The organism is Croceicoccus esteveae (genome assembly GCF_031846435.1).
Classification (GTDB): Bacteria; Pseudomonadota; Alphaproteobacteria; order Sphingomonadales; family Sphingomonadaceae; genus Croceicoccus; species Croceicoccus esteveae.
Genome location: NZ_JAVRHS010000001.1, coordinates 187461 through 212178, shown reverse-complemented (window position 1 = coordinate 212178; position 24718 = coordinate 187461). Strand labels below are relative to the sequence as shown.

Genomic DNA, 24718 nt, shown 5'->3' with positions numbered 1-24718 from the left:
GTTCAGGCCTCCTCCTCGACTTCGCGGACAACGATGCGCAAGCGGCTGAATGGCTTCAGAATACGCGTGCTCTTGCCGCGGCCACGGGTGTGAAACCGCTTCATGGTGATGGCCTTGCCCACACTGGCTTCGGCAACAACGAGCGCATCCACATCAAGGTTGTGGTTGTTCTCGGCATTTGCGATCGCAGATGCGAGCACCTTCTGCGCATCGCGCGCCATTGCCTTGTTTGAGAACGCCAGAATGTTCAGCGCTTCCTCGGCCTTGCGGCCACGGATCAGCCCAGCAACGAGGTTGAGCTTCTGCGCGGAACCCCTGATCGTGGTTCCCACCGCCAGAGCCTCATTGTCGCCAACCCGGCGGGGAGCGGATTGCTTACCCATCAGCGCTTGCCTTTCTTGTCAGCGGCATGACCGGGGAAGCTGCGCGTGGGCGCAAATTCGCCGAGCTTGTGGCCAACCATGTCTTCGTTGACGGAGACCGGGATGAACTTGTGACCATTATAGACGCTGAACGTCAGACCGACGAACTGCGGCAGAATCGTCGAACGCCGCGACCAGGTCTTGATGGCGCCACGTGTGGCACCATCCTGGGCAGCTTCCGCCTTCTTCAGAAGGTGCAGATCGACAAACGGGCCTTTCCAGACAGAACGGGCCATGGCTTACCTCTTCTTCTTCGCGTGGCGAGAACGGATGATCATCTTGTCCGTCTGCTTGTTCTTGCGGGTACGGGCGCCCTTGGTCGGCTTGCCCCATGGCGTAACGGGATGGCGACCACCGGACGTGCGACCTTCGCCGCCGCCGTGCGGGTGATCCACCGGGTTCTTTGCCACGCCGCGGGTCAGCGGTCGGCGTCCCATCCACCGCTTGCGCCCCGCCTTGGCAAGGGTCTGGTTCGAGTTGTCAGGGTTTGACACCGCACCGACAGTACCCATGCAGTCGCCGCGTAGGTAACGCTGCTCACCGGAGTTAAGCCGCACAATCACCAGTCCTCTATCGCGGCCGACGACCTGTGCGTAGGTGCCTGCCGAGCGGGCGATCTGCCCACCCTTGCCTGGCTTCATCTCGAGATTATGGCAGATCGTGCCAACCGGCATGGTCGACAGCAGCATGGCATTGCCAGGTTTAGTATCCGCCTTTTCAGAGGCAACAACCGTGTCGCCAATGGCAAGACGCTGAGGCGCGAGGATGTATGCCTGTTCGCCGTCCGCATATTTCACCAGGGCGATGAATGCCGTACGATTGGGATCGTACTCGAGCCGCTCGACCGTCGCCGGCGAGTCCCACTTGCGCCGCTTGAAATCGACGTAACGATACTTCTGCTTGTGACCACCCGCGATGCCGCGTGATGTCACATGACCCTTGTTGTTGCGGCCGCCGGTCTTGTGCTTGCCTTCGGTCAGCGCCTTGACCGGCTTGCCTTTCCACAGGCCTGACTTGTCGACCAGCACCAGACCGCGTCGGGCCGGACTGGTTGGCTTGTAATTCTTAAGTGCCATTGTTCGCGCCTCAGATCCCGCTGGTCACGTCGATGGACTGGCCCTGCGCCAGCGTCACCACGGCCTTCTTCATATCGGTACGGCGGTAGGGCTTGCCCTTCCAACGCTTGGTCTTACCCTTCTGCACCAGCGTGTTAACGCCTGTCACTTTCACGGAGAACAGCGCCTCGACCGCTTCCTTGATCTGCGGCTTTGTAGCCTCGCCGCTAACCTTGAAAACAACCGCGTTGTGCTCCGAAAGCAGCGTCGCCTTCTCTGTAATATGCGGCGCCAGAATTACATCATAGTGCCGAATATCTATGTTCTGCTGCTTAGCCATTGAACCGCGCCTCCAGCTTTTCGACTGCGGCGCGGGTGAGCACCAAAGTGTCATGGTTAAGTATATCGTAGACGTTGGCACCCACTGCCGGCAGCACGTCCATGTTCATCAGATTGCCAGACGCCAACCGGAAGTTGGTATCAACAGCATCGCCATCAATAAACAGAACCTTGCGGCCCAGCGTCATGCCGGACAGGACTGCCAGAAGCGCCTTGGTCTTCGCAGCTTCCACAGCAAGGCTGTCAACAACGATCACGCCGTCATTCTGGGCCTTGGAGGACAGGGCCATCTTCAGCCCAAGCGACCTGATCTTCTTAGGCAGAGATGGGTTGAAATCACGCTTGCGCGCACCGTGAGCCTTACCACCGCCAATAAAGATTGGGGCAGCGCGATCACCGTGCCGTGCCGTGCCGCCACCTTTTTGCCGTCCGAATTTCTTGCCGGTACGCGCAACGTCCGAACGCTCACGCGTCGGCCGCGCAGTGCCGCGTCGGTTTTCAAGCTGCCAGGTCACCACGCGGTGAAGAATATCGGCGCGTGGGGTGATACCGAAAACCGCATCGGCAAGCTCTACCTCGCCACCGGTCGTACCGTCGAGCGATGTTACATTGACCTTCACGCTCCGGTCTCCTTGCCAATCTGATCTGCTTCGCTTTCAGCCGATTCAGCCTGTGGATCAGCATCCACGCCGGCCTGCTGTTGGGCGAGCAGCGCTTCTGCCTCTGCTGCGGTCGGACCAGTGTTCATCTCGTGTTCTGCAGCACTATCGACCATGCCAGCGGGCGCACCACCCTGCTCGTCACGTCCATCGTTGCCTTGGAGGAGAGCGCCGGGGAACGGAGCACCTTCAGGAAGCGGCAGCTTGACAGCGTCCGTAACCATCAACCAACCGTTCTTAGCACCAGGAACCGACCCGCGCACGAACAGCAATCCACGCGCAGCGTCGGTGCGCACGATCTCCAGATTTTGCTGTGTGCGCTGGCGATCGCCCATGTGGCCCGCCATCTTCTTGTTCTTGAAAACCTTACCAGGATCCTGCCGCTGCCCTGTCGATCCATGCGACCGATGGGATACCGACACACCGTGCGACGCGCGCAAACCGCCGAAGCCCCAGCGCTTCATCGCGCCTGCAAAGCCCTTGCCCTGCGTGTGTCCGGTGACGTCTACCATCTGACCGGCAACGAAATGCTCGGCAGAAATCGCTGATCCGACAGGCAGCAACGCGCTCTCGTCATCAAGACGGAACTCGGCAACCTTCATCTTGAGCGAAACCTGTGCCTTGGCAAAGTGCTCGCGCTGCGGCTTGGCAACATTCTTCTGCTTGGCTTCACCCGCACCGAGCTGAACCGCGACGTATCCGTCACGCTCCATCGTACGCTGGGCGACAACCTGGCAATTCTCCAGCGCCAGAACGGTTACCGGAACATGCCGGCCGTCCTCCTGGAACAGGCGGGTCATTCCCACCTTCTTGGCGATCACACCACTACGCATGATCAATCTCCCGACAGAGGCCCACCAGACTATCCGGCAGGCGTGCTCGGCCCTTTCATCATACGTCGCCCCGCCCGGGCCAAAGCGCCTTCTTGCGAAGACAAGACGGGGGACGCAGCCCGGGCGATCGCCCGGCGGTATCCCGTTCCCCTCCCGAAGGAGAGACAGTCAATCAAGCAAGCTTGATCTCGACATTGACTCCAGCTGCCAGATCGAGCTTCATGAGAGCATCAACCGTCGCCGCGTTGGGCTGTACGATATCGAGCAACCGCTTGTAAGTGCGAACTTCGAACTGCTCACGTGACTTCTTGTCGATGTGAGGGCCGCGGTTCACGGTGAACTTTTCAATACGCGTCGGAAGCGGAATGGGGCCCCGCAGAAGTGCGCCGGTACGCCGGGCAGTTTCCGCGATCTCACCAGTCGCCTGGTCGAGAACACGATGATCAAACGCCTTGAGGCGAATGCGGATATTCTGAGCTTCCATTTCCAACTACCGATGCGAAAGAGCCAGACACGACAGCCGCCGCGCCAAAAAGAAACCGCCCCTTGTCTGCTGCCGAAGCCGGCATGCCGAGGGGCGGCATTCCTGAAAATTCCATCGGCCGAATCTCAGGGACCCGGCCGATGGAGCGCCTATATTACTTCGTGATCTTGCTGACAACCCCTGAACCGACGGTGCGACCACCTTCGCGGATGGCGAAGCGCAGACCATCGTCCATCGCGATCGGTGCAATCAGCTTGACCGAGAGCGTCACATTATCGCCGGGCATGACCATCTCGGTGCCTTCGGGCAGAACCACTTCGCCGGTCACATCCGTCGTGCGGAAGTAGAACTGCGGCCTGTAGTTGGCAAAGAACGGCGTGTGACGGCCACCCTCTTCCTTCGACAGAACATACACCTCCGCATCGAAATCGGTGTGAGGCGTGATGGAACCGGGCTTGCAGAGCACCTGGCCCCGTTCCACGTCCTCACGTGCGACGCCGCGAACCAGCGCACCGATGTTATCACCCGCTTCGCCCTGGTCGAGCAGCTTGCGGAACATCTCCACACCGGTGACCGTCGTTTTCTTGGTGTCCTTCAAGCCAACGATCTCGACTTCCTCGCCAACCTTCACGACGCCGGTTTCAACACGGCCGGTCACGACGGTACCACGACCGGAGATTGAGAACACGTCTTCCACCGGCATCAGGAACGGACGGTCGACCGGGCGAGCGGGCTGCGGAATATAGTCGTCAACCGCCTTCATCAGCTCGAGGATCTTTTCCTTGCCGATGTTGTCGTCACGACCTTCAAGGGCGGCAAGCGCCGATCCTGCGACGACGGGGATGTCATCGCCTGGATAGTCGTAGCTCGACAGCAGTTCGCGGATCTCGAGCTCCACCAATTCAAGCAGCTCATCATCGTCGACCTGGTCAACCTTGTTCATGAACACCACGAGAGCGGGCACGCCGACCTGACGGGCAAGCAGGATGTGCTCGCGGGTCTGCGGCATAGGACCATCAGCAGCGTTCACCACCAGAATGGCGCCATCCATCTGCGCAGCGCCAGTGATCATGTTCTTCACATAATCAGCGTGGCCCGGGCAATCGACGTGCGCATAATGGCGCGCTTCGGTTTCGTACTCCACGTGCGATGTCGAAATGGTGATGCCACGCTCACGCTCTTCGGGAGCCTTGTCGATGTTTGCAAAGCTGACCGCTTCGCCGGTGCCTGATTCGGCAAGCACCTTGGTGATTGCGGCGGTCAGGGTCGTCTTGCCATGGTCAACGTGACCAATAGTGCCGATGTTGCAGTGCGGCTTGTTCCGCTCAAATTTAGCTTTCGCCATGTTCAAAACCTTCTGTTCAGAATTGTGTTATTGGCTGCGGGCGGCCAGCGCCGGGGAAACGGGCGCCGACCAATCTGGCGCCGGCAAATCTGGCGCCGCCACTATACCGATCTTGCCGGTTAGGCAAGCTTCTCCTTGACCTCCGCCGCGACATTTGCCGGCACCTCGTCGTAATGCGAGAATTGCATTGAGTATTGCGCCCTTCCCTGGGTGAAAGACCGCAGTTCGTTTACATAGCCGAACATATTGGCGAGCGGCACGAATGCATCGACCGATTGCGCAATACCACGCGTGTCCGTGCCCTGGATCTGCCCACGACGGGAGTTGAGGTCGCCAATCACGTCGCCGAGATAATCGTCAGGCGTAATGACCTCGACGCGCATGATCGGCTCAAGCAGTTTGATGCCAGCCTTCTGCGCGACTTCACGCATTGCACCACGTCCGGCAATTTCAAAGGCAATCGTCGAGGAGTCGACATCATGATATGCGCCATCAACGAGCTTGATGGTGAAGTCGATAATAGGAAACCCGACCAGATAGCCGCTTGCCGCCTGCTCGCGGAAACCCTTCTCGACCGACGGAATATACTCGCGTGGGATATTTCCGCCCTTGATGTCGTCATCAAAGATCACGCCCTGTCCGCGCTCACCCGGAGTGACGGAAACTTTCACGCGTCCGAACTGACCCGAACCGCCCGACTGCTTCTTGTGCGTGTAATCAACATCGACCGCCTTAGCCAGCGATTCACGATAGGCAACCTGCGGCGCACCGACATTCGCCTCAACCTTGAATTCGCGCTTCATGCGGTCAACCAGGATGTCGAGGTGAAGCTCGCCCATGCCCTTGATGATCGTCTGACCCGATTCATGATCGGTGGTGACCCGGAATGACGGATCCTCGGCAGCAAGCCGGTTGAGCGCAACGCCCATCTTCTCCTGATCGGCCTTGGTCTTGGGTTCCACGGACAGTTCGATGACCGGCTCGGGGAACTCCATGCGTTCCAGGATGATAGGCGCCGATGCCGCGCACAACGTATCGCCCGTCGTGGTTTCCTTCAGACCAGCGATTGCAACGATGTCACCGGCGAAGGCCTCATCGATGTCTTCCCGATTGTTGGAATGCATCAGCAGCATGCGGCCGATCTTTTCCTTCTTGTCCTTAACTGAATTGAGCACCGATCCCTTGGCGAGTTGGCCGGAATAGATGCGTGTGAACGTCAGGGAACCCACAAAAGGATCGTTCATGATCTTGAACGCCAGTGCAGAAAACGGCGCATCGTCGCTGGACGGGCGCGTTTCTTCCTTGTCGCTGTCCGGCAGCACACCCTTGATCGCCGGCACGTCAACCGGGCTGGGCAGATAATCCACCACGGCGTCAAGCAGCGGCTGTACACCCTTGTTCTTGAAAGCGGAGCCGCAGACCACAGGCACGAACGCCTGCGCCAGCGTGCCCTTGCGGATGAGCCGCTTTATGGTTGCGACATCGGGGATCTCCCCTTCAAGGTAGCTTTCCATCACCGCATCATCCTGATCAACGGCAAGCTCGATCAACTTTTCGCGGTATTCTGCCGCCTTGTCAGCCATGTCGGCCGGGATGTCGGTATAGTGGAAATTCGCACCAAGGTTTTCATCTTCCCAGACGATCGCACGGTTGTTTACAAGGTCGACCAGGCCCTTGAGATCGGCTTCGACGCCAATCGGAAGATAAAGAACCAGCGGGACAGCGCCGAGCCGCTCGACGATGGAATCAACGCAATAATAGAAATTGGCACCGGTGCGATCGAGCTTGTTGACAAAGCACATCCGCGGAACCTTGTACTTGTCAGCCTGCCGCCAGACGGTTTCAGACTGCGGCTCCACGCCCGCCACACCGTCGAACACAGCGACAGCACCGTCGAGCACGCGCAGACTGCGCTCCACCTCGATCGTGAAATCAACGTGGCCCGGCGTGTCGATGATATTGATCCGATGCTTGGGGCCCTTGCCGTCTTCGGCAGCCCAGAACGTGGTGGTCGCCGCAGAGGTGATCGTGATGCCACGCTCCTGCTCCTGCTCCATCCAGTCCATCGTGGCGGCGCCATCGTGCGTTTCGCCGATCTTGTAGGATTTGCCGGTATAGAACAGAATGCGTTCGGTTGTCGTGGTTTTCCCGGCGTCGATATGCGCCATGATGCCAATGTTGCGATAGCGTTCCAGCGGATATTCGCGAGCCATGGAAATTCCTCAAATTAGCAAAAGCGGGAGCCCGACCGACTCAGGCCGCTTGCCTGAAAATTCAGCCAAGGATGGTGAGGCAGCACAAGATTGCACCGCCCCCATCGTCAGCTTACCAGCGGTAGTGGCTGAACGCGCGGTTCGCGTCTGCCATGCGATGTGTGTCTTCGCGCTTCTTGACAGCGTTGCCGCGATTGTTCGAAGCGTCCATCAGTTCACCCGACAGACGCGCCGCCATGGTGGTTTCGGGTCGATTGCGCGCGGCAGTGATCAGCCAGCGGATCGCCAGCGCCTGCGCCCGCTCCGGACGGACTTCAACCGGAACCTGGTAGGTCGCGCCGCCGACGCGGCGGCTGCGCACCTCGATCTGCGGCATGATGTTGTTGAGCGCATCATGGAACAGCTGCACCGGATCCGCCTTGGCGCGGGTTTCCACCGTCTGCAACGCACCATAGACGATCCGCTCGGCAGTGGACTTCTTCCCATCAAGCATGAGGTTGTTCATGAACTTGGAAAGGATCTGATCCCCGAACTTGGGGTCGGGCAGGATGATCCGCTTTTCGGGACGACGACGACGTGACATGTTCTTACCTCCAGGGGTAGCAGATGATCAGGGCAAGACGCCGCGTGACGATCATCCACAATGTGTATCTGCATCAAGGAGCCGCATCTGGCGCGGACCCCACGCCATCACTTGGGACGCTTTGCCCCGTATTTGGACCGGCTCTGCTTGCGATCCTTGACACCCTGCGTGTCGAGCACGCCACGAAGCACATGGTACCGCACACCCGGCAGGTCGCGCACGCGTCCGCCACGGATCAGCACCACGGAGTGCTCCTGCAGATTATGGCCTTCGCCAGGTATGTAGGAGATCACCTCGCGGCCGTTGGTAAGGCGCACCTTGGCCACCTTGCGCAATGCCGAGTTCGGCTTTTTTGGAGTGGTGGTATAGACGCGCGTGCAAACACCCCGCTTCTGCGGGTTCTGTTCCATCGCCGGCACCTTCGAATTCGCCTTCTGCGGAACGCGACCCATGCGCACCAGCTGATTGATTGTCGGCATCAAATTTGCTCCTGACTTCCGGAGCCGGGCTCCGGGAAAACTCTCATGCGGACAGGTCATCTACCAAATCAGCACATCTTCTTGACCACACAGGCGCCAAAGCCGCATCGCAGCGTCACATCGCACAAGGACGATGTGCCACAAAGCCAGGATCAGAAGCGAAGGTCACATTCCATATCGTCAGTAACACGCAGCACGCGTGGCATCTGTACCATACAGTCAGTGAGCCGAAACACTCCACCCTGCCGAGGGCAATGGTTACTTTGCCGGATAACCGGGCAGATGGTCATCTTCATGATCCATCCCGCCAATCGACTCACCGCCAATGTTCAGCTCTGAATGCGCAGGCCGGACGGATCCGGCCACTTGCCGCGCCCATGTACGCGCACGCGGCCAGACAGTCAAGCCAGCCTGCTGCCGACCATTACTGCGGCGCCGCAGGGGAAAAATCCGTCCAATGCGCCAGAAAGCCCAGAATATCGGAGAACTCCTCGATGATCTTTGACACAGGCTTGCCGCTGCCATGGCCGGCGTTGGTTTCAATACGGATAAGATGCGGCTTTTCACCGATGTCAGCGTGTTGCAGGGCAGCAGCATATTTGAAACTGTGTCCGGGCACCACCCGATCGTCAGTATCCGCAGTGGTCGTCAGCACCGCGGGATATTCCAGTCCGGAGCGGATGTTGTGATAAGGCGAATAGCCGCGCAATACGCGCCAATCCGCTTCCCTGTCCGGGTATCCGTAATCATCGACCCAGTACCGGCCGGCAGTCCAGCGGTCGAACCGCAACATGTCCATCACGCCTACTGCCGCATGCACTGCATCGAACAGATCAGGACGCTGGTTGGTCACGGCTCCCATCAGCAGTCCGCCGTTGGACCGCCCGTCGATTGCCAGCTGGTTTTCGCCGGTGATGCCATTGCTTTTCAGCCATTCGCCAGCAGCAATGAAGTCGTCAAACACGTTCTGCTTGTTCGCGCCACGACCGGCATCGTGCCATTCGGCACCATATTCGCCGCCGCCACGCAAATTGGCGAGTGCATAAACGCCACCGCCGCGAAGCCAGGCCATCCGACTTGCACTGTAAGATGGTGTCAGTGAAATATTGAACCCACCATAGCCGTAAAGAAGCGTGGGCGCCGGCCCGGTGACATCCTTGCGCTTTACGATGAACATCGGAACCCGGGTTCCGTCTTTCGACGAATAAAATACCTGCTCCGTTGCAAAATCATCCGGATCGAAGCTTGCTGCCACCGCGGCGAAATCCTGTACCCGCCCGCTGTTCGTGTCGAGCTTCAGAACGGTCTGGGGCTGAGTGAAAGAGGAATATGAAATCCACGCATCCTCATCGCCGGGTTCTCCGCTGATGCCGCCAGCTGTGCCAAACCCGCCGAGTTGCACCATGCCTTGCGGCTCACCATCCAGCGAGAACAGACGCAATCGCGAGGCGGCATCCTGCAAGTAGCTCGTGACGATCCGGTCCCCGACGATAGCGGCGCTTTCGAGATTTTCCTGCGCTTGCGGCACAACATCCGTAATCACGGGCGCATCACCCGACAGATCGACCAGCACGATTTTCTTGAGCGGCGCGTTTTTGCTGGTGACGAACCACAGCCGATCTCCGATGCCGTCGACAAGATCCCACTGGTCGGCCTGTTCGGCAACCAACGTGATCGGCGTCCAGCTCCCGCGCCCAATCGGCAGCAGTGTGACAATGCTTGCAGGATCAGTGCCTTCATTGCTGTTGATGACAACCCAGCGGCCGTCACTTGTCACCGACGCACCATGCCCGAGCTTCTGTGCATCTGGTGTTGCATAAACCTGCCGGTCAGACGATTGGGGCGTGCCAAGCTTGTGGTAGAACACTGCCTGATTGTAGTTCAGCGCCTGGAAGTCCTGGCCTGCGGCCGGTTCCGGGAAACGGGAATAGAGCACCGCGTCATTTCCGACCCAGGAGATCCCGGTAAACTTGGCCCAGTCCAGTTTGTCTTCAAGGACCTGCCCGTCGGCCGTGCTGACGAACCGCAAGGTACGCCAATCGCTCCCGCCTTTCTGCACCTGATAGGCAACAATCCCGCCATCCGGCGACGCTTTCCATCCGGCGAGCGCAGTGGTGCCATCGTCAGACCACTGATTGGGGTCGATGAGCGTGCGTCCAAGGCCATCGATGGTTGCCACATCAGCATCGACTATCTTCAGGACGTTCTGGTTCTGCAGCCCGTCGTTGTGCTCGAACAGCAAACGATCGCCAGCTTTTACAGGCGTGCCAAACCGCTCGTAATCCAGCAGTTCGGATAATGCCTGTTCGAAGAATGCCCTCTCCGGCAAGGTTTTCAGATATGTGTCGGCAAAGCTGCTTTGGCGTTTCACCCAGTCAGCAACTTTCGCGTCATTGCGGACATCCGCCTCGAGCCAGCGATAGGGATCGGCGATGCGCTCTCCGAACTGCTCCTCCACGACATTGTCCCGGCGGGTTTGCGGATAGGATTGCCGATCAAAGCCGGTCATCTGACGCTGCTCCCCGGGTTGGTGGTGGTCCGCTTGTGCAGGCACAGCTGCAAGCGAAAGAATTGAAGCAGCGGCAAGCAGCCCGGCGGCACGTTTGGCCATGATCATGTTCCTTACAAACCAGCAAGTTTTCTGCGCGGGATCTGCCCAAAGTGCCGGCGCTTTGCAAGGTTGCATATGCAACGACCCTGCCTCAGACAAAAGAAGGCGCCATGAACAAAGCCATGGCGCCTTCCTGTTACCAACACCCTGCTTCAGGCCGCTTCGAGCTCTTCTTCGCTTTCGACGCGCCCTGAATCCTGCCCGCGCGCCGCAACATCGCGGTCGACCAGTTCAATGATCGCCATGGGCGCCGCATCGGAAGCACGGAAGCCCGCCTTGATGATCCGCGTATAGCCGCCTTCACGTGTCGCATAACGTTCGGCCAACACGGTGAACAGCTTTACCAGTTGTGCATCATCGAGCAGGCGCGATTGCGCCAGTCGGCGATTGGACAGGCCGCCACGCTTTGCAAGCGTGATCAGCTTTTCGACATAGGGGCGCAGTTCGCGTGCCTTGGGCGTGGTCGTCTTGATCTGCTCATGCTTGATAAGCGCTGCGGCCATATTGCGCAGGAGGGCGGTACGATGACCGCTCTTGCGCTGGAGCTTGCGGCCGGAATGTCTGTGACGCATTGTATTTACCCTTCGTTCGTAAAGGGGCCGTATAGCCGGCAAGATCGCCGTCGCTGGTACCCCGGTACCGGCTGTTAACGGTCAGCCGCAAACCGATCCGGGCTGCACAAGCAGCGCAGCCCGTAAATCATCAGCCGAGCAGTTCCTGCTCCAGCTTCTTGGCCATGTCCTCGATGTTTTCCGGCGGCCAGCCAGGAATGTCCATGCCGAGCCGCAATCCCATGCTCGACAGCACTTCCTTGATCTCGTTGAGCGACTTGCGGCCAAAATTCGGCGTGCGCAACATCTCGGCCTCGGTCTTCTGAACCAGATCGCCGATATAGATGATGTTGTCGTTCTTGAGGCAATTGGCAGAGCGCACCGAAAGCTCCAGCTCGTCCACCTTCTTGAGCAGGTAGCGATTGAGCTGGTTTGCATCCGACTCCTCGGGCTGTGCCGACACACCCGAGGACTGCTGCACCGCCTGCGGAATGCCTTCCTCGAAGTGCACGAACAGCGAGAGCTGATCCTGGAGGATGCGCGCGGCATAGGCAACGGCATCGTCCGGCGTCACAGTGCCATCGGTCTCGATGGTGAGGTTCAGCCGATCATAATCGAGCTCCTGGCCGACGCGCGCGTTCTCCACCTTGTAAGAGACCTGCCGCACGGGCGAGAACAGCGCATCGACCGGGATCAGCCCGATCGGCGCATCCGCAGGACGGTTCTGCACGGCAGGAACGTACCCCTTGCCTGCCTCTGCCGTCAGTTCCATGTTCAGTGTCGCGCCCTCGTCGAGATGGCAGAGCACCAGGCTCTTGTTCAGCACCTCGATGTCGCCGCTTACCGCAATGTCCCCAGCGGTGACCTGCGCCGGACCTGTGGCGGAAAGGTTCAGCCGCTTTGCGCCTTCACCTTCCATCTTGAGCGCAATTTGCTTTATGTTGAGAACAATGTCGGTGACGTCCTCGCGCACGCCTGCAAGCGACGAAAACTCGTGGAGCACATTGTCAATCTTGATCGACGTGATCGCCGCTCCCTGCAGGGAGGACAACAGCACCCGACGCAGCGCATTGCCAAGCGTCAGCCCGAAACCGCGCTCCAGCGGTTCGGCGACGAAAGTGGCGCGCCGCTTGGCATCGCCACCGCTCTTGACTTCCAGGCTGTTGGGCTTCTTCAGTTCCTGCCAGTTCTTGTTGTTGACGGACATGGACTTCCCCTAGGGTTGAATAATGATGGCGGACGTCATGCACATGACGCCCGCTCTGCATTCGAGCCGAAGAGGAAGCGGACGATCCGGCCAGTACCTCTTCGTGCGGCAATCAGACGCGGCGCCGCTTGGACGGGCGCACGCCATTGTGCGGGATCGCCGTCACATCGCGAATGGAGGTAATGGTGAAGCCCACCGCCTGCAATGCACGCAGCGCACTTTCTCGGCCCGAACCAGGACCTTTTACCTCGACCTCGAGTGTGCGCACGCCATGCTCTGCCGCCTTCTTGCCGGCGTCATCGGCTGCGACCTGCGCTGCATAAGGCGTCGATTTGCGGCTGCCCTTGAAGCCCATCATGCCAGCCGAGGACCAGCTGATCGCATTGCCCTGCGCGTCGGTGATGGTGATCATGGTGTTGTTGAAGCTGGCGTTGACATGCGCCACGCCGCTGGAGATGTTCTTGCGCTCGCGCCGCTTTATGCGCTGGGGTTCGCGTGCCATGATGATATTCCTGTCGTAAGGTGGGAAAAGAAAGCTGCCAGGTGGCGCTTACTTCTTCTTGCCGGCAATCGGCTTTGCCTTGCCTTTGCGGGTGCGCGCATTGGTATGCGTGCGCTGACCGCGAACCGGCAGCCCCTTGCGATGACGCAGCCCGCGGTAGCAGGCCAAGTCCATCAAGCGCTTGATGTTCATGGCAGTCTCGCGGCGCAGATCGCCTTCGACGGTGTAATCCCCGTCAATCGCCTCGCGGATCTGCACAATCTCCTGATCGGTGAGATCCTGAACCCGCCGCGCATGATCGATTCCGATCCGGTCAGCGATGTCCTCGGCGGTCTTGGGACCAATGCCATGGATATAGGTAAGCGCCACAATGACGCGCTTGTTAGTGGGGATGTTCACCCCGGCGATACGAGCCAATTTTTTCTCCTGCTCCACAGACGCGGAACGACGTTATCCAGCTTCAGGTGATTTCCTTGCCGCAGGAACGCCGGTTGCGCCTATCTCATAGCGATGAAGCCTGGCAAATTCCGTTCTTCATGCGTGCTGGACGAAGCGCCAGACTGCGCAATTCGGGCCGGTTTCTGTCATGGCAAGCGGTGCGCATAGAAAGATTCGAAGCATTTGTCAATTGGCGACTGACGATCGCGGAAAGTGACCTGCGTCAGCTTTGCCCGTCTGCAGCAAGGACAAACTTGCACTGAGGCCCTATCACGCAGGGGTCCGACCCTGTCACCTGTTCAGGACAGCAGCGCTTCAATCTGTCGTGTGACTTCATCGATGTCAGCCATTCCGTCAATGCGGCTCACGATGCCACGCTGCTCGTAAATCGGCAGGATCGGCGCTGTCTTGGCCCGGTACTCGGCCATGCGGGTGCGGACTGTCGCCTCTGTATCATCAGGTCGGCGCTTGAACTGCCTGGCCCCACACACATCGCAAACACCGGCCACGGAAGGCCGTTCGAATGTCTCATGATACCCCTTGCCACACGCAGCGCAGGAATAGCGTCCGGTGATCCGCTCCACCAGCGCGTCTTCATCGACTTCAAGCTCGACGACATGGTGAAGCCTGCGCCCGTGCTCGGCCAGGATGTCGTCCAAGGCGCGGGCCTGCTCCGCCGTGCGGGGATAACCATCGAAGATCACTCCTGCATCGTTGCCGATGGCGAGCAGTTCCGCCGAGATCAGCGCAGAGACGATATCGTCGGATACCAGCCCGCCTGCTTCCATGACCGTCTTGGCCTGCATTCCCACAGGTGTCTGCGCCTTGACGGCGCCGCGCAGCATGTCGCCTGTCGACAATTGGCGCATGCCATGCCGAGCCTCGAGCCGCTGCGACTGGGTTCCCTTGCCTGCACCGGGAGGTCCAAGAAGAATGATGTTCAAGCCTGCCGCCTGCCTGGCGCCCTGATCCTGACTGTTCAACGTGGTCGCCCCCTGCCCTTGAGCTTCGCCTTCTTGATCAGATCGCCGTATTGATGGGCAAGAAGATGGCTTTGTATCTGTGCGATGGTGTCAACCGTGACGTTGACCACGATGAGCAGGCTGGTGCCACCAAGAAAGAACGGCAATCCTGTCTGCGCAATCACATATTCAGGCAATACGCAGACCAGCGTCAGATACATTGCGCCAATGACAGTGATCCGGGTCAGCACGTAATCGAGATAATTGGCCGTGTTGCGCCCCGGACGGATGCCCGGAATGAACCCGCCGTTCTTCTTCAGATTGTCTGCTGTTTCTTCAGGATTGAATACAACCGCAGTGTAGAAGAAGCAGAAGAAGATGATACCGGCGGCGTAAAGCAGCATGTAAAGCGGTGCGCCATGCTGGAGATACTGGTTGAGCGTCACCAGAACACCACCCGTCGCACTATCCGGAGTGACCGAATTGCCCGCAAATTGCGTTATGGTCAGTGGCAGCAGCAGGAGCGAACTTGCAAAAATGGGGGGAATAACTCCCGCCGTATTAAGCTTGAGCGGAAGATGGCTTCGGTCCGCCTGCATCATGCCTCGTTGCCCCGCCCGCTTGGGATATTGCACGAGCAGCCGCCGACTGGCGCGCTCCACAAAACAGATGAAGAGGATAAGCCCGACAATCACCAGGATCAGCGCGATGATGAGAAACGGCGAAATAGATCCTGAACGTCCGCCTTCGAACAATTGTGCCGTTATCGTGGGAAACTGCGCGACGATGCCGGCCATGATGATGAGCGACACGCCATTGCCGATCCCGCGTGAGGTGATCTGCTCACCGAGCCAGAGGAGGAACATGGTCCCGCCTACCAGACTGATAACTGCGCCGATCCGGAACAGCAGGCCAGGGTCCACGACCGCCTGCAACCCGCTGGCAGCGGCATAGCTTTCCAGACCAACAGCAAGGAAATAGCCCTGCACCGCCGTCAATCCAACGGTGCCGTAACGGGTGTACTGATTGAGCTTCTTGCGCCCGCTCTCGCCTTCTTTCTTCAAGGCCGCAAGCGCGGGATGCAGCGATGCGCCAAGCTGGATGACGATGGAGGCGGTAATGTAAGGCATCACGCCAAGCGCGATGAGGCTCATCCGCTCGAGGCTGCCGCCCGAAAAAGTGTTGAACAGGTCAAGCACGCCGCCGCGCGTCTGTGCATACAGATCCTGCAGGATCAGCGGATTGACGCCAGGCAGCGGCACGAAGCTGAGGAACCGGAACACCACCAAGGCGCCGATGGTGAACCAGATGCGGTTCTTGAGCTCGGTAGCCTTGGAGAAATTCGCCAGGCTCAGATTGCTTGCAAGATTATCGGCGCGTGATGCCATGATCGATCAGATGCCCTGCTGGGGCGCGGCGTGGCCGGTCACCCGTCATGCGACTGTCCTGTCAACAAGACAGGCTGGGAACGATCCGGACCGGAATGTCGCATTCCGCTCCGGATGCATTTTGTTCAGGCCGGCACGTCTGCCCGCTTTGCCGTTGCAACCTCAAGCGACCCGCCGAGCTTTTCAACAGCCTCGCGCGCACCTTTGGATGCGCCTGCAACCTTGAACGAGACCTTGGACGTCAGTGCACCCTTGCCGAGCAGGCGCACACCGTGCTTGCCGCCGCGCGCCAGACCTGCTGCTTTCAAAGCAGCGTGATCAATCGTGCCGCTTGCATCAAGCTTGCCAGCGTCGATGAACTTCTGGATCATGCCGAGGTTCACTTCTGCGTAATCCTTGCCGAACGGATTGTTGAACCCGCGTTTCGGCAACCGCATGTGCAGCGGCATCTGACCGCCTTCGAAGCCTTTTACCGCGACGCCGGACCGGCTCTTCTGACCTTTTTGGCCGCGGCCGGCAGTCTTGCCCTTGCCAGAACCGATGCCTCTGCCGACCCGCATACGTGATTTGCGGGCGCCGTCGTTGTCTCTAAGATCGTTAAGGTTCATTATCTGCACTCGCTTTCGCTTTGATTCGCGCGTTTCCGGGAAACGATGCCCCTAGCGATTGCACAAGCGGCTGTCACCCCCTCCCCAGCAACCTCGCTTGTCGCTGCGTGATCCGACCTCGTATGGCACTGAAGCCCGCACATCGCCGGAAACCGGGTGCCGACGAGAACAGCACGGTGCGCGAGCAGCTTTTGCTATTGACGAGCACTTGCAATAAGTTCAGGCGGCGGCAGACCAGAACAAGCCGGACCTTGCCGTGACCGCCAATCCCTCGCAAAAATCGTTTGAAGGCGCTGTCCGCGAGCGACGGCGGCCAGGCTTCTCCGCTTTCTGGGTCAAGCAGTTCCATAACTGGCACTGGATCAGTAGCGGCATGTGCCTTGTCGGTATGATTTTGTTCGCAATCACCGGGATCACCCTCAACCACGCCGCGGATATCGAGGCGCAGCCTTCCACCATTACCCGTGAAGCGCAACTGCCCGCAGAGATGCTGGTCTTGCTGCGCGAACCTGATACTGAAGCTGGCAACACCACGCCCACACTGGGTCAACCCGTCACTCAATGGTTGCGACAGGAACTGGCGGTGAACGTGACCCGCGCCGACGCGGAGTGGAGCGGGGATGAAGTCTATTTCGAATTGCCCGCGCCGGGGCTGGATGCATGGCTGTCCATCGACCTTGCGACAGGCGCGGTCGTGCATGAGAAGACCGACAGGGGCTGGATTGCCTACTTCAATGATTTGCACAAGGGCCGGGACGCCGGCGCTGCCTGGACATGGTTCATCGACATTTTTGCCGCTGCCTGCATCGTGTTCTGCCTGACCGGGCTCCTCCTTCTTCAGGTGCACGCCCGCAAACGCCCGGCGACCTGGCCGATTGTCGCGGGCGGCCTTATTGTCCCTGCACTGGTTCTCCTCCTTACCGTTCACCGATAGGCGAAAGCTTGCTCATGAAAAAGATACTGGCCCTTGCCGCTGCTGGAATGCTGGCCGTTCCTGCCCATGCAGAGGAACTGGAAGTAGCGCTGGAAATCCCGCGGCTCCGGATTGCGGAGTATCATCGTCCGTATGTGGCCATGTGGGTGGAGACAGAAAGCGGAAAGACCGCAGCGACCCTGAACGTCTGGTACGATACCGATGCAAAGGGAGAGGACGGTCGCAAATGGTTGCCGGACCTGCGTACCTGGTGGCGCCGGGCTGGCCGCGCAATGACCATGCCCGCCGACGGAATCAGCGGACCGACCAGGGCTCCCGGGCAATACCGCGTCCGCCACGCCTCAGGTTCGAAGCCGCTGAGCGCGCTTGCACCCGGAAATTACCGGCTGCAGGTCGAAGCTGCGCGCGAAGTCGGCGGCCGCGAACTGGTCACCATTCCTTTCCAATGGCCACCCAGACGCGCCGCTACTGCCTCGGCCCGCGGCACGACGGAGCTTGGCACCGTGCGCCTCATCACCAGACCCTGACAGGAAGTTTGACCATGCCGTTTACACATCATCTGTTCGTTCGCTCCTGCCTTGTTGCTGCCATTGCCGGTGCAGGGCTTGCCACACTGATGCCGCAATCAGCAGAAGCCCATCGGCGCTGGCTCCTTCCCTCCGCAACGGTGCTCGCCGGGGAGGATGGCATGGTCAGCGTCGATGCTGCAGCATCAAACGGCCTGTTCGTGTTCGAACACCGGCCTCTCCCGCTCGACACCCTTGTCATTACTGGTCCTGCGGGCGACACGGTCGAGCCGACCGTCATCGGCACCGGAGCGTATCGCAGCGTCTTCGACGTACCTCTGAAGCAGCAGGGCACTTACCGCATCGCACTCGCCAGCGACGGTTGGGCCGGCACTTATCAGCACGCAGGCGAACAGCACCGCTGGCGCGGAACACAGGCGGATATCGCTACTTCGATCCCTGCCGACGCAACCAATGTGGTGCTTGGTGAGACAAGCAGCCGAACCGAAACCTTTGTCACGCTGGGATTGCCCGACGCGCGCGCGCTTGCCTTGACTGGCAGCGGGATCGAGATGATTCCCGTCACGCACCCCAATGATCTGGTCGCAGGCGAGCCGGCACAGATGCGCATGATCGTTGACGGACAGCCCGCGCCGGGCTTGAAGGTCGAATTTGTACAAGGCGGAACGCGCTACCGCGACAATGCCGGTGTAGAGGAACTCACCACCGACGCTGACGGGATGCTGACGCTTACTGCGCCGCAACCAGGACTGTTCTATATGGAAACCGCGCATGAAGGTGTCAGTCAGAGCGGATCGCCGCGCCGGATGTCCTATACTGCGGTTCTGGAATTCCTGCCGCTTTGATTGCCTGCCCACCCGGCGGCGAAACTGAACGCCCACTCGACCTGCTGCTTGCGCCCGGGCAGCAGAGCGGGCCTGCGCCACCGATGCCGTTGCGCAATGAGTTGCGGCTTTCGGGCGAGACAATGGGCACGTGCTGGTCGCTGTGCGCCGCCTTGGTTCCTGGGGTCAACGCCGACCATGTGGAGGATCGGCTGCACACCGCGCTTGCCAGTATCATTGCGCAGATGAGCCAATGGGAACCTGCCTCGCAGCTCAGCCTCTTCAACGCCGCCGCGCAGGGCACCCGCCTCGCGATCGGCCCGCAATTTGTTACGGTGCTGCAATGCGCGCTGGCAATCGGCGAGGCGAGCGATGGCGCTTTCAATCCCGCGCTGGGTCGTCAGGCAGCGTTCTGGGGCTTTGGCCCAACACCGCTGCCCGCGCATGACCCCGCCTTCGCCCCCGCCTCCGCCCCGCCGGTTACAGCGATGTCTGAGTACGGGTGGGCGGCGCATGTGCAACAAGGCGCAATCATGCAGACTGGCGGAGTGATGCTGGACCTGTCGGGCATCGCCAAGGGATTTGCCGTCGATCATGTTCTTGCCCTGCTGCAGGAGATCGGAGTGCGTGATGCATTCTGCGAGATCGGCGGCGAGGCCAAGGGGATCGGCCAGCGCTCCGACGGTCTGCCATGGTGGGTCGATTTAGAAGTACCACCAGGCTCGGCTGCCGCCGCAGCGCGCATCGGACTTTCCGGATGGGCGGTCGCTACGACCGGCAATTACCTGCGCCGGCAAAGCCGCGGGGCATCTTCCTGGTCGCACACGCTCGATCCGGCAACGGGCTGCCCGGTCGATGATGGGATGATAGCAGTCAGTGTGCTGCACCCGGGGTGCATGCAGGCTGACGCTCTGGCGACCGCAATCATGGTAATGGGTGCCCGGCGCGGCATGGATTTCGCCACGCGCTGCGGCATTCCGGCACGGATCGTCACCTCGAACAAGGTCCTGCTCTCGCCAGCCTGGCAGCAATGGCTGAACTGAACAGCAACAGGAACGCAACGCCATGATGGTGAAGATCACAGGAGTGCTCGATGCAGCGGGCGTAAACGAGGTCCGCAGGATCATCGACAAGGGTCCATGGGTAGACGGGAACGAGACATCGGGGCACCAATCCCGCCAAACGAAGCGCAACATCCAGCTTCGGCAAGGGTGCGAGCAGGCGCATGAGGCCGGGCGCATCGTTCTCGATGCGCTTGGACAGACCCCGGAGTTCATCGCATCCGCTCTCCCGCTCAAAGTGTTTCCGCCGCTGTTCAACCGTTACGCCGGTGGTCAGGCTTTCGGCAATCACGTCGACAACAGCATCCGTACTCTGCCCGGCACGGATTTCCGGATCCGCAGCGATCTTTCCGCCACCCTGTTTCTGGAACCGCCCGAAGCTTACGACGGCGGCGAACTGGTCGTGCAGGACATGTTCGGAGAGCACCGGGTCAAGCTGGCCGCTGGCGATCTGGTGCTCTACCCGGCATCGAGCCTGCACCGGGTCGATCCTGTAAGCAACGGAACGCGCACTGCCTGTTTCTTCTGGCTGCAAAGCATGGTGCGAGACAACGGGGAACGTGAGCAGCTCTACCGGCTCGACCGCGCTATCCGCTTGCTGACGCAGGATCGTGGGGCGGAAGATGCAGCGGTGCTGGAGCTTACCAACCTGTACCATAATCTGATGCGTCGCTGGGCAGACGCCTGATTGAAAACCATCCTCCTGAGTTAATGAAACTGGTTCGCATTATTGTTGACAGGTTGAGAATCATTATTGATAGCGCTGCTGAAGACTTACGATGAAGGAACTGCCTGCGTGTCAGAAATGAAGATGGATGTTGCGTCAAACAACCCAACAGGATCGCGATCCAGGCGCTCAGGCTTGAGCTATCTCGCGCTGGGCTGCATCGGCTTTGTAGCCAGCGCCCATGTCTCGCCAGCAATTGCAGCGCAGGCAACGCCGGCGCGGCTGGAAGGTGAGCCCCGCCCCGCAGCAACCCGGCTGGAGGGCGTTACCGTGACCGATGCCGCCGTGCAGGACGGCTATCTGGCCGAGGAGCTTGCCTCACCCAAGATCACCGCGCCCGTCGTGGATACGCCGCGGATCGTCAACGTCGTGACTGAAAAGGTGCTGGAAGATACCGCCTCGTTTTCCTTTGAAGATGCCTTGCGCACCGTGCCCGGCATCACCTTGGGGGCAGGTGAAGGCGGCACTGCCAACGCGGACATCCCGCTCATTCGCGGTGTGGACGCAACCGGCGACGTCTTCATCGATGGCGTACGCGACATCGGCAGCCAGGCCCGCGAGATTTTCGCAATCGAACGGATCGAGGTGTTCAAGGGGCCGAGCAGCGCTTTTGGCGGACGCGGCGCGGCGGCGGGCGCAATCAACATTGTTACCAAACAGGCGCGCGAAGGCAACTTCGGCACCGCGACGGCAACTGCCGGCACAGACGATTTGCTACGGCTTTCCGTGGATGGCAACGCGCAGCTTGCCGACCGGCTGGCGGTTCGGCTTGCCGCAGTGTACCACGATGCGGACACGCCGGGACGCGATGCGGTGCAGAACGAACGCTGGGGCGTCGCGCCCTCGCTGACTTGGGGTCTTGGCTCCCCGACGACGGCAACACTCGGCTACTATCACTATGAAACCGACGGCATTCCCGATTACGGCATTCCGCTCACCTCACGCGAGCAATTGCCAGGTGGCGAGCGCGTTCCTGCGGATGTCGATTACGACAATTTCTACGGTCTCCTGGCGCGTGACTTCCAGAAAACGAAAGTCGACAGCGCGACCTTCAGCTTTGAACACGTGCTTGGCAATGGCTGGGTACTGTCCGATGTGGCGCGCTATTCACGGGCGAGAAACAACTACATCGTCACCAATCCTGATGACAGCGCAGGAAATGTGGCGAACAGCGTCGTCTGGCGGGCGGTGAAGAGTCGCAACTCCACCAGCGATTCATTCGCCAATAACCTCAATCTTGCCGGCGTGCTCGACACCGGCTCCATCGCGCACAGCCTCTCCCTTGGTGTGGAATTTGGCGTCGCCGATGCAGTGAACCGCCCCTATGCGGTGGACACCGGCAACCGGACCTGCCCCGAAGCGTCGTTCGAAGACAACAACTGCACCAGCCTTGCCGACCCTGATCCAAGCGATCCGTGGACCGGATCGATCGCGCCCGGTGCGCGCCAGCGTGCCAGCGCCAGCGACGTCAGCATCTATGCCTTCGACACCATCACTGTGCTGCCCCAACTGCTGGTGAATGCGGGAATTCGCTACACCGCCTTCGACACCGATGCGAAGGGAACAAGCAGGGGCGTTGCGTATGACGTGGAAGCGAACTCTGATTTTCTGAGCTATCAGGGCGGCGTCGTGTTCAAGCCCTCGGAACTGGCCAGCCTCTATTTCTCCTACGCCAATGCCAAGACTCCCCCGGGCACGACGATTGGCGAAGGATCGGTCAACATCAACGGATCCAATGCTTTCTACGAACCGCAGACCACGGAAAACTGGGAAGTAGGCGGCAAGGCGCAGATCTTTAACGGTGCGCTCCTGCTGTCGGCTGCCGCGTTCCAGGTCGACCGTGACAACATCATCGACGATGACCCGATCACAGGAGCAGTGCCCGTCGCCGACAAGGCCCGTCTGCGCGGTTTCGAGCTGGGCGCAAGCGGCCGCGCGGGGCCGGTGTCGATCTTTGCCGGCTACACCTTCGTTGACAGCGAATTGCGCGACGGGTCGGACAATGATGGCAACAGCCTGCCCAATACGCCCCGCAACAATCTCGCCGTGACCGGATCGTGGCAGGTAAGCCCGCGCTTTGAGGTGGGCGGCGGTGTCTACCATGCGTCGAAGCGCTATGCCGACCCCGCCAATCTCATTTCCGCGGATGGCTACTGGCGCTTTGACGCCAATGCTTCCTACGAACTCACCGACAGCCTCGGCATCAGGGTAAATGTGCAGAACATCGGCGACGAACGATACATCAAGAAACTGCGGAATCCGCATTTTGGCATTCCGTCCGACGGACGGCAGGCGCTGGTGTCCTTGATCGCGCGATACTGACGTGAAGCGACCATCAGGCAAGGCGTTGTCGAAGTGACAACGCCTTGTAGCAGCTAGGCGAACGGCATGTTTCTCAAGCTCAAACTTCCCGGCCAATCACTGCATTTGCGGTCGTTCAGGCAGCAGGCGAAACACGCTTGCGCACCCGCGCTCATGGAGCAAGGAGCAGCGGGCGAGGACGGTGCGCCGGGTGACTGGCGGGCTCCCGTCGCGCCGGGAGCAGGCAGTGCTTGTTCACAAAACCTCGAATCCGTGCAGGCCCATGCTCCTGCACCGCAAGCCATTCGCCCGGCGAAACCCGATGATCGCCCACGTGGCCACCAATCGTCCGGCTATAAAGCATCGGGTGCGGGTTTACGTTCGCTTGTGCTGGTAGCGGCGATCCATGCCGCTGCAATTGCCGGTCTTCTGGGGATGACGGTGGCCGGATCGCCAGACAATCTGCCGGCACCGCTGGCCGCATTCGACATCACTTTGCCGCCAACGCCCTCGCCAGCACCAGCGCCTCCGCCACCTGAGCCCGCAAAAGCAGCCCCTCCTCCGGCAGCACCCGTCGTGACACATGTCGCTGCGCCTCCTCGGAACGTAGTGGCGCCACAACCGGGCCCGGCGCTGGCCCCGCGCATGGCCTCTCCCTCTACGAACGCTGTCGGCAGCGACAGGGCTGTTGCAGCGCCCCAAGCCTCCGCACCTGTTCCAGTGACTCCGGTTCCCGTCAGCGCTCCCGATTTTGCCGCCGCGCAGCTTGGTAATGCGGGGCCGCGCTATCCCTATCTTTCACGCAAGGCGCGAGAAGAAGGGGTTGTGCTGCTCCGGGTCCTGGTGACCCCGCAAGGCCGTGCCGCCCGGCTGGAAGTGGAAACATCAAGTGGCTTTGACAGGCTTGACAAAGCAGCACTCGACACTGTGCGCAAATGGCGCTTTCTTGCCGCACGTCAAGGCGACAAGCCGGTCGAGGCCTGGGTGCTGGTCCCCGTTACTTTTGCTCTGAATGGCTGAACGCCGAAAAGTTGCACCACGAAACGCGAAGCTCGACCAGCACGGGTAGGAACACAGATGCCATGCCGCGCATTTATCCTTCATATCGCAGCTGACGAGGATGGATTTCATGAAGCACCTAGTTGCAATCGCTGGCGCAGCCGCGCTGCTCACCGGATGTGCCACGACCAATGACGGCATGCACAGCATGGCGGCGGGCGACGATGTCGCAACCGCGACCCTACGCACTGCCGATGGCACCGAGGTAGGCAAGGTCATGGCGATGAAAATGGGCGACGACCTTCATGTGCAGCTCAGCGCCTACGGGATGCCGGCCGGCACCCACGGAGCACACATTCACCAGACCGGCCGATGCGACGCGCCTGATTTCACGACTGCCGGGGATCATTGGAATCCTACCAATCAGCAGCATGGCACCATGGACGACATGCCTGGCGCACATGCAGGCGATCTTCCCAATCTGGTGATCGGAACTGATGGTTCAGGCTCCATCGATGCCACGACACCGGAAGGCTCATTTGCGCAACTGCTGGACCAGGACGGTGCCGCATTCATCGTGCATCGTGACCCGGACGATATGCGGACCGATCCTAGCGGCAACGCTGGCCCCCGCATTGCCTGCGGAGTTTTCTCCCGCAGTTAAGG

Annotated in this window: 27 protein-coding genes; 8 read left to right on the top strand and 19 right to left on the bottom strand. The window is 60.1% G+C overall.

Annotated features, from left to right (window positions below):
- Nucleotides 1-2 precede the first annotated feature (2 nt).
- The 19 genes from rplV to rplO form a co-directional block, all read right to left on the bottom strand.
- On the bottom strand, nt 3-383 hold the full coding sequence (gene rplV / locus RM533_RS00980; RefSeq protein ID WP_311339316.1) for a 50S ribosomal protein L22: 381 nt from the start codon (nt 381-383) through the stop codon (nt 3-5).
- Nucleotides 383-658 (bottom strand): 30S ribosomal protein S19, encoded by a 276-nt coding sequence (rpsS, locus tag RM533_RS00975; RefSeq protein ID WP_311339315.1) that lies wholly within the window; start codon nt 656-658, stop codon nt 383-385. Before rpsS ends, rplV begins: the two co-directional genes overlap by 1 nt.
- A 3-nt stretch (nt 659-661) precedes the next feature.
- Nucleotides 662-1498: a 50S ribosomal protein L2 gene (rplB, locus tag RM533_RS00970; protein ID WP_311339314.1), complete on the bottom strand. Its 837-nt coding sequence runs from the start codon at nt 1496-1498 to the stop codon at nt 662-664.
- 10 nt (nt 1499-1508) lie between these two features.
- Complete coding sequence (locus RM533_RS00965; protein ID WP_311339313.1) at nt 1509-1817, bottom strand: 50S ribosomal protein L23; 309 nt, start codon at nt 1815-1817, stop codon at nt 1509-1511.
- Nucleotides 1810-2436: a 50S ribosomal protein L4 gene (gene rplD, locus RM533_RS00960; RefSeq protein ID WP_311339312.1), complete on the bottom strand. Its 627-nt coding sequence runs from the start codon at nt 2434-2436 to the stop codon at nt 1810-1812. Before rplD ends, RM533_RS00965 begins: the two co-directional genes overlap by 8 nt.
- On the bottom strand, nt 2433-3308 hold the full coding sequence (rplC, locus tag RM533_RS00955) for a 50S ribosomal protein L3 (protein WP_311339311.1): 876 nt from the start codon (nt 3306-3308) through the stop codon (nt 2433-2435). Before rplC ends, rplD begins: the two co-directional genes overlap by 4 nt.
- 172 nt (nt 3309-3480) lie before the next feature.
- Nucleotides 3481-3792 (bottom strand): 30S ribosomal protein S10, encoded by a 312-nt coding sequence (gene rpsJ / locus RM533_RS00950; RefSeq protein WP_311339310.1) that lies wholly within the window; start codon nt 3790-3792, stop codon nt 3481-3483.
- A gap of 154 nt (nt 3793-3946) precedes the next feature.
- Nucleotides 3947-5137, bottom strand: coding sequence for an elongation factor Tu (tuf, locus tag RM533_RS00945; RefSeq protein WP_311339309.1), 1191 nt, complete (start codon nt 5135-5137; stop codon nt 3947-3949).
- A 119-nt stretch (nt 5138-5256) separates the two neighbouring features.
- On the bottom strand, nt 5257-7350 hold the full coding sequence (gene fusA / locus RM533_RS00940; RefSeq protein WP_311339308.1) for an elongation factor G: 2094 nt from the start codon (nt 7348-7350) through the stop codon (nt 5257-5259).
- A 112-nt stretch (nt 7351-7462) separates the two neighbouring features.
- Nucleotides 7463-7933: a 30S ribosomal protein S7 gene (rpsG, locus tag RM533_RS00935; protein ID WP_311339307.1), complete on the bottom strand. Its 471-nt coding sequence runs from the start codon at nt 7931-7933 to the stop codon at nt 7463-7465.
- 107 nt (nt 7934-8040) lie between these two features.
- Nucleotides 8041-8412, bottom strand: coding sequence for a 30S ribosomal protein S12 (rpsL, locus tag RM533_RS00930; protein ID WP_311339306.1), 372 nt, complete (start codon nt 8410-8412; stop codon nt 8041-8043).
- 424 nt (nt 8413-8836) lie between these two features.
- Nucleotides 8837-11023, bottom strand: a complete 2187-nt coding sequence (locus tag RM533_RS00925; RefSeq protein WP_311339305.1) for a prolyl oligopeptidase family serine peptidase — start codon at nt 11021-11023, stop codon at nt 8837-8839.
- A 152-nt stretch (nt 11024-11175) separates the two neighbouring features.
- The gene (gene rplQ, locus RM533_RS00920) at nt 11176-11595 is read right to left on the bottom strand and encodes a 50S ribosomal protein L17 (protein WP_311339304.1); all 420 of its coding nucleotides are present in this window, start codon (nt 11593-11595) and stop codon (nt 11176-11178) included.
- A 130-nt stretch (nt 11596-11725) separates the two neighbouring features.
- Nucleotides 11726-12781, bottom strand: a complete 1056-nt coding sequence (locus RM533_RS00915; RefSeq protein ID WP_311339303.1) for a DNA-directed RNA polymerase subunit alpha — start codon at nt 12779-12781, stop codon at nt 11726-11728.
- Nucleotides 12782-12893: 112 nt separating this feature from the next.
- Entirely contained in the window at nt 12894-13283 is a 390-nt protein-coding gene (gene rpsK / locus RM533_RS00910) for a 30S ribosomal protein S11 (RefSeq protein ID WP_311339302.1), read from the bottom strand.
- Nucleotides 13284-13331: 48 nt separating this feature from the next.
- Nucleotides 13332-13700: a 30S ribosomal protein S13 gene (gene rpsM, locus RM533_RS00905; protein ID WP_311339301.1), complete on the bottom strand. Its 369-nt coding sequence runs from the start codon at nt 13698-13700 to the stop codon at nt 13332-13334.
- 320 nt (nt 13701-14020) lie between these two features.
- Nucleotides 14021-14665 carry an adenylate kinase gene (locus RM533_RS00900; protein ID WP_311339300.1) on the bottom strand — a complete coding sequence of 215 codons (645 nt, stop codon included), beginning with the start codon at nt 14663-14665 and terminating at the stop codon, nt 14021-14023.
- 35 nt (nt 14666-14700) lie between these two features.
- Nucleotides 14701-16071 (bottom strand): preprotein translocase subunit SecY, encoded by a 1371-nt coding sequence (gene secY, locus RM533_RS00895; RefSeq protein WP_311339299.1) that lies wholly within the window; start codon nt 16069-16071, stop codon nt 14701-14703.
- A 125-nt stretch (nt 16072-16196) separates the two neighbouring features.
- Nucleotides 16197-16679, bottom strand: a complete 483-nt coding sequence (rplO, locus tag RM533_RS00890) for a 50S ribosomal protein L15 (protein ID WP_311339298.1) — start codon at nt 16677-16679, stop codon at nt 16197-16199.
- A gap of 256 nt (nt 16680-16935) precedes the next feature.
- Here rplO and RM533_RS00885 point away from each other — a divergent pair, with 256 nt between their 5' ends.
- From RM533_RS00885 to RM533_RS00850, 8 genes are all read left to right on the top strand, one after another.
- Nucleotides 16936-17613 (top strand): PepSY-associated TM helix domain-containing protein, encoded by a 678-nt coding sequence (locus tag RM533_RS00885; RefSeq protein ID WP_311339297.1) that lies wholly within the window; start codon nt 16936-16938, stop codon nt 17611-17613.
- A gap of 14 nt (nt 17614-17627) precedes the next feature.
- Complete coding sequence (locus RM533_RS00880; protein ID WP_311339296.1) at nt 17628-18140, top strand: DUF2271 domain-containing protein; 513 nt, start codon at nt 17628-17630, stop codon at nt 18138-18140.
- A 14-nt stretch (nt 18141-18154) separates the two neighbouring features.
- Nucleotides 18155-18985 (top strand): DUF4198 domain-containing protein, encoded by an 831-nt coding sequence (locus tag RM533_RS00875; RefSeq protein WP_311339295.1) that lies wholly within the window; start codon nt 18155-18157, stop codon nt 18983-18985.
- An 83-nt stretch (nt 18986-19068) separates the two neighbouring features.
- Nucleotides 19069-20007, top strand: a complete 939-nt coding sequence (locus tag RM533_RS00870; protein ID WP_311339294.1) for an FAD:protein FMN transferase — start codon at nt 19069-19071, stop codon at nt 20005-20007.
- A gap of 22 nt (nt 20008-20029) precedes the next feature.
- Nucleotides 20030-20713: a Fe2+-dependent dioxygenase gene (locus RM533_RS00865; RefSeq protein WP_311339293.1), complete on the top strand. Its 684-nt coding sequence runs from the start codon at nt 20030-20032 to the stop codon at nt 20711-20713.
- Between the two features lie 174 nt (nt 20714-20887).
- Nucleotides 20888-23074: a TonB-dependent receptor gene (locus RM533_RS00860; protein ID WP_311339292.1), complete on the top strand. Its 2187-nt coding sequence runs from the start codon at nt 20888-20890 to the stop codon at nt 23072-23074.
- A gap of 153 nt (nt 23075-23227) precedes the next feature.
- Entirely contained in the window at nt 23228-24073 is an 846-nt protein-coding gene (locus tag RM533_RS00855; RefSeq protein WP_311339291.1) for an energy transducer TonB, read from the top strand.
- Nucleotides 24074-24182: 109 nt separating this feature from the next.
- Nucleotides 24183-24716 carry a superoxide dismutase family protein gene (locus RM533_RS00850; RefSeq protein ID WP_311339290.1) on the top strand — a complete coding sequence of 178 codons (534 nt, stop codon included), beginning with the start codon at nt 24183-24185 and terminating at the stop codon, nt 24714-24716.
- Nucleotides 24717-24718: the final 2 nt, after the last annotated feature.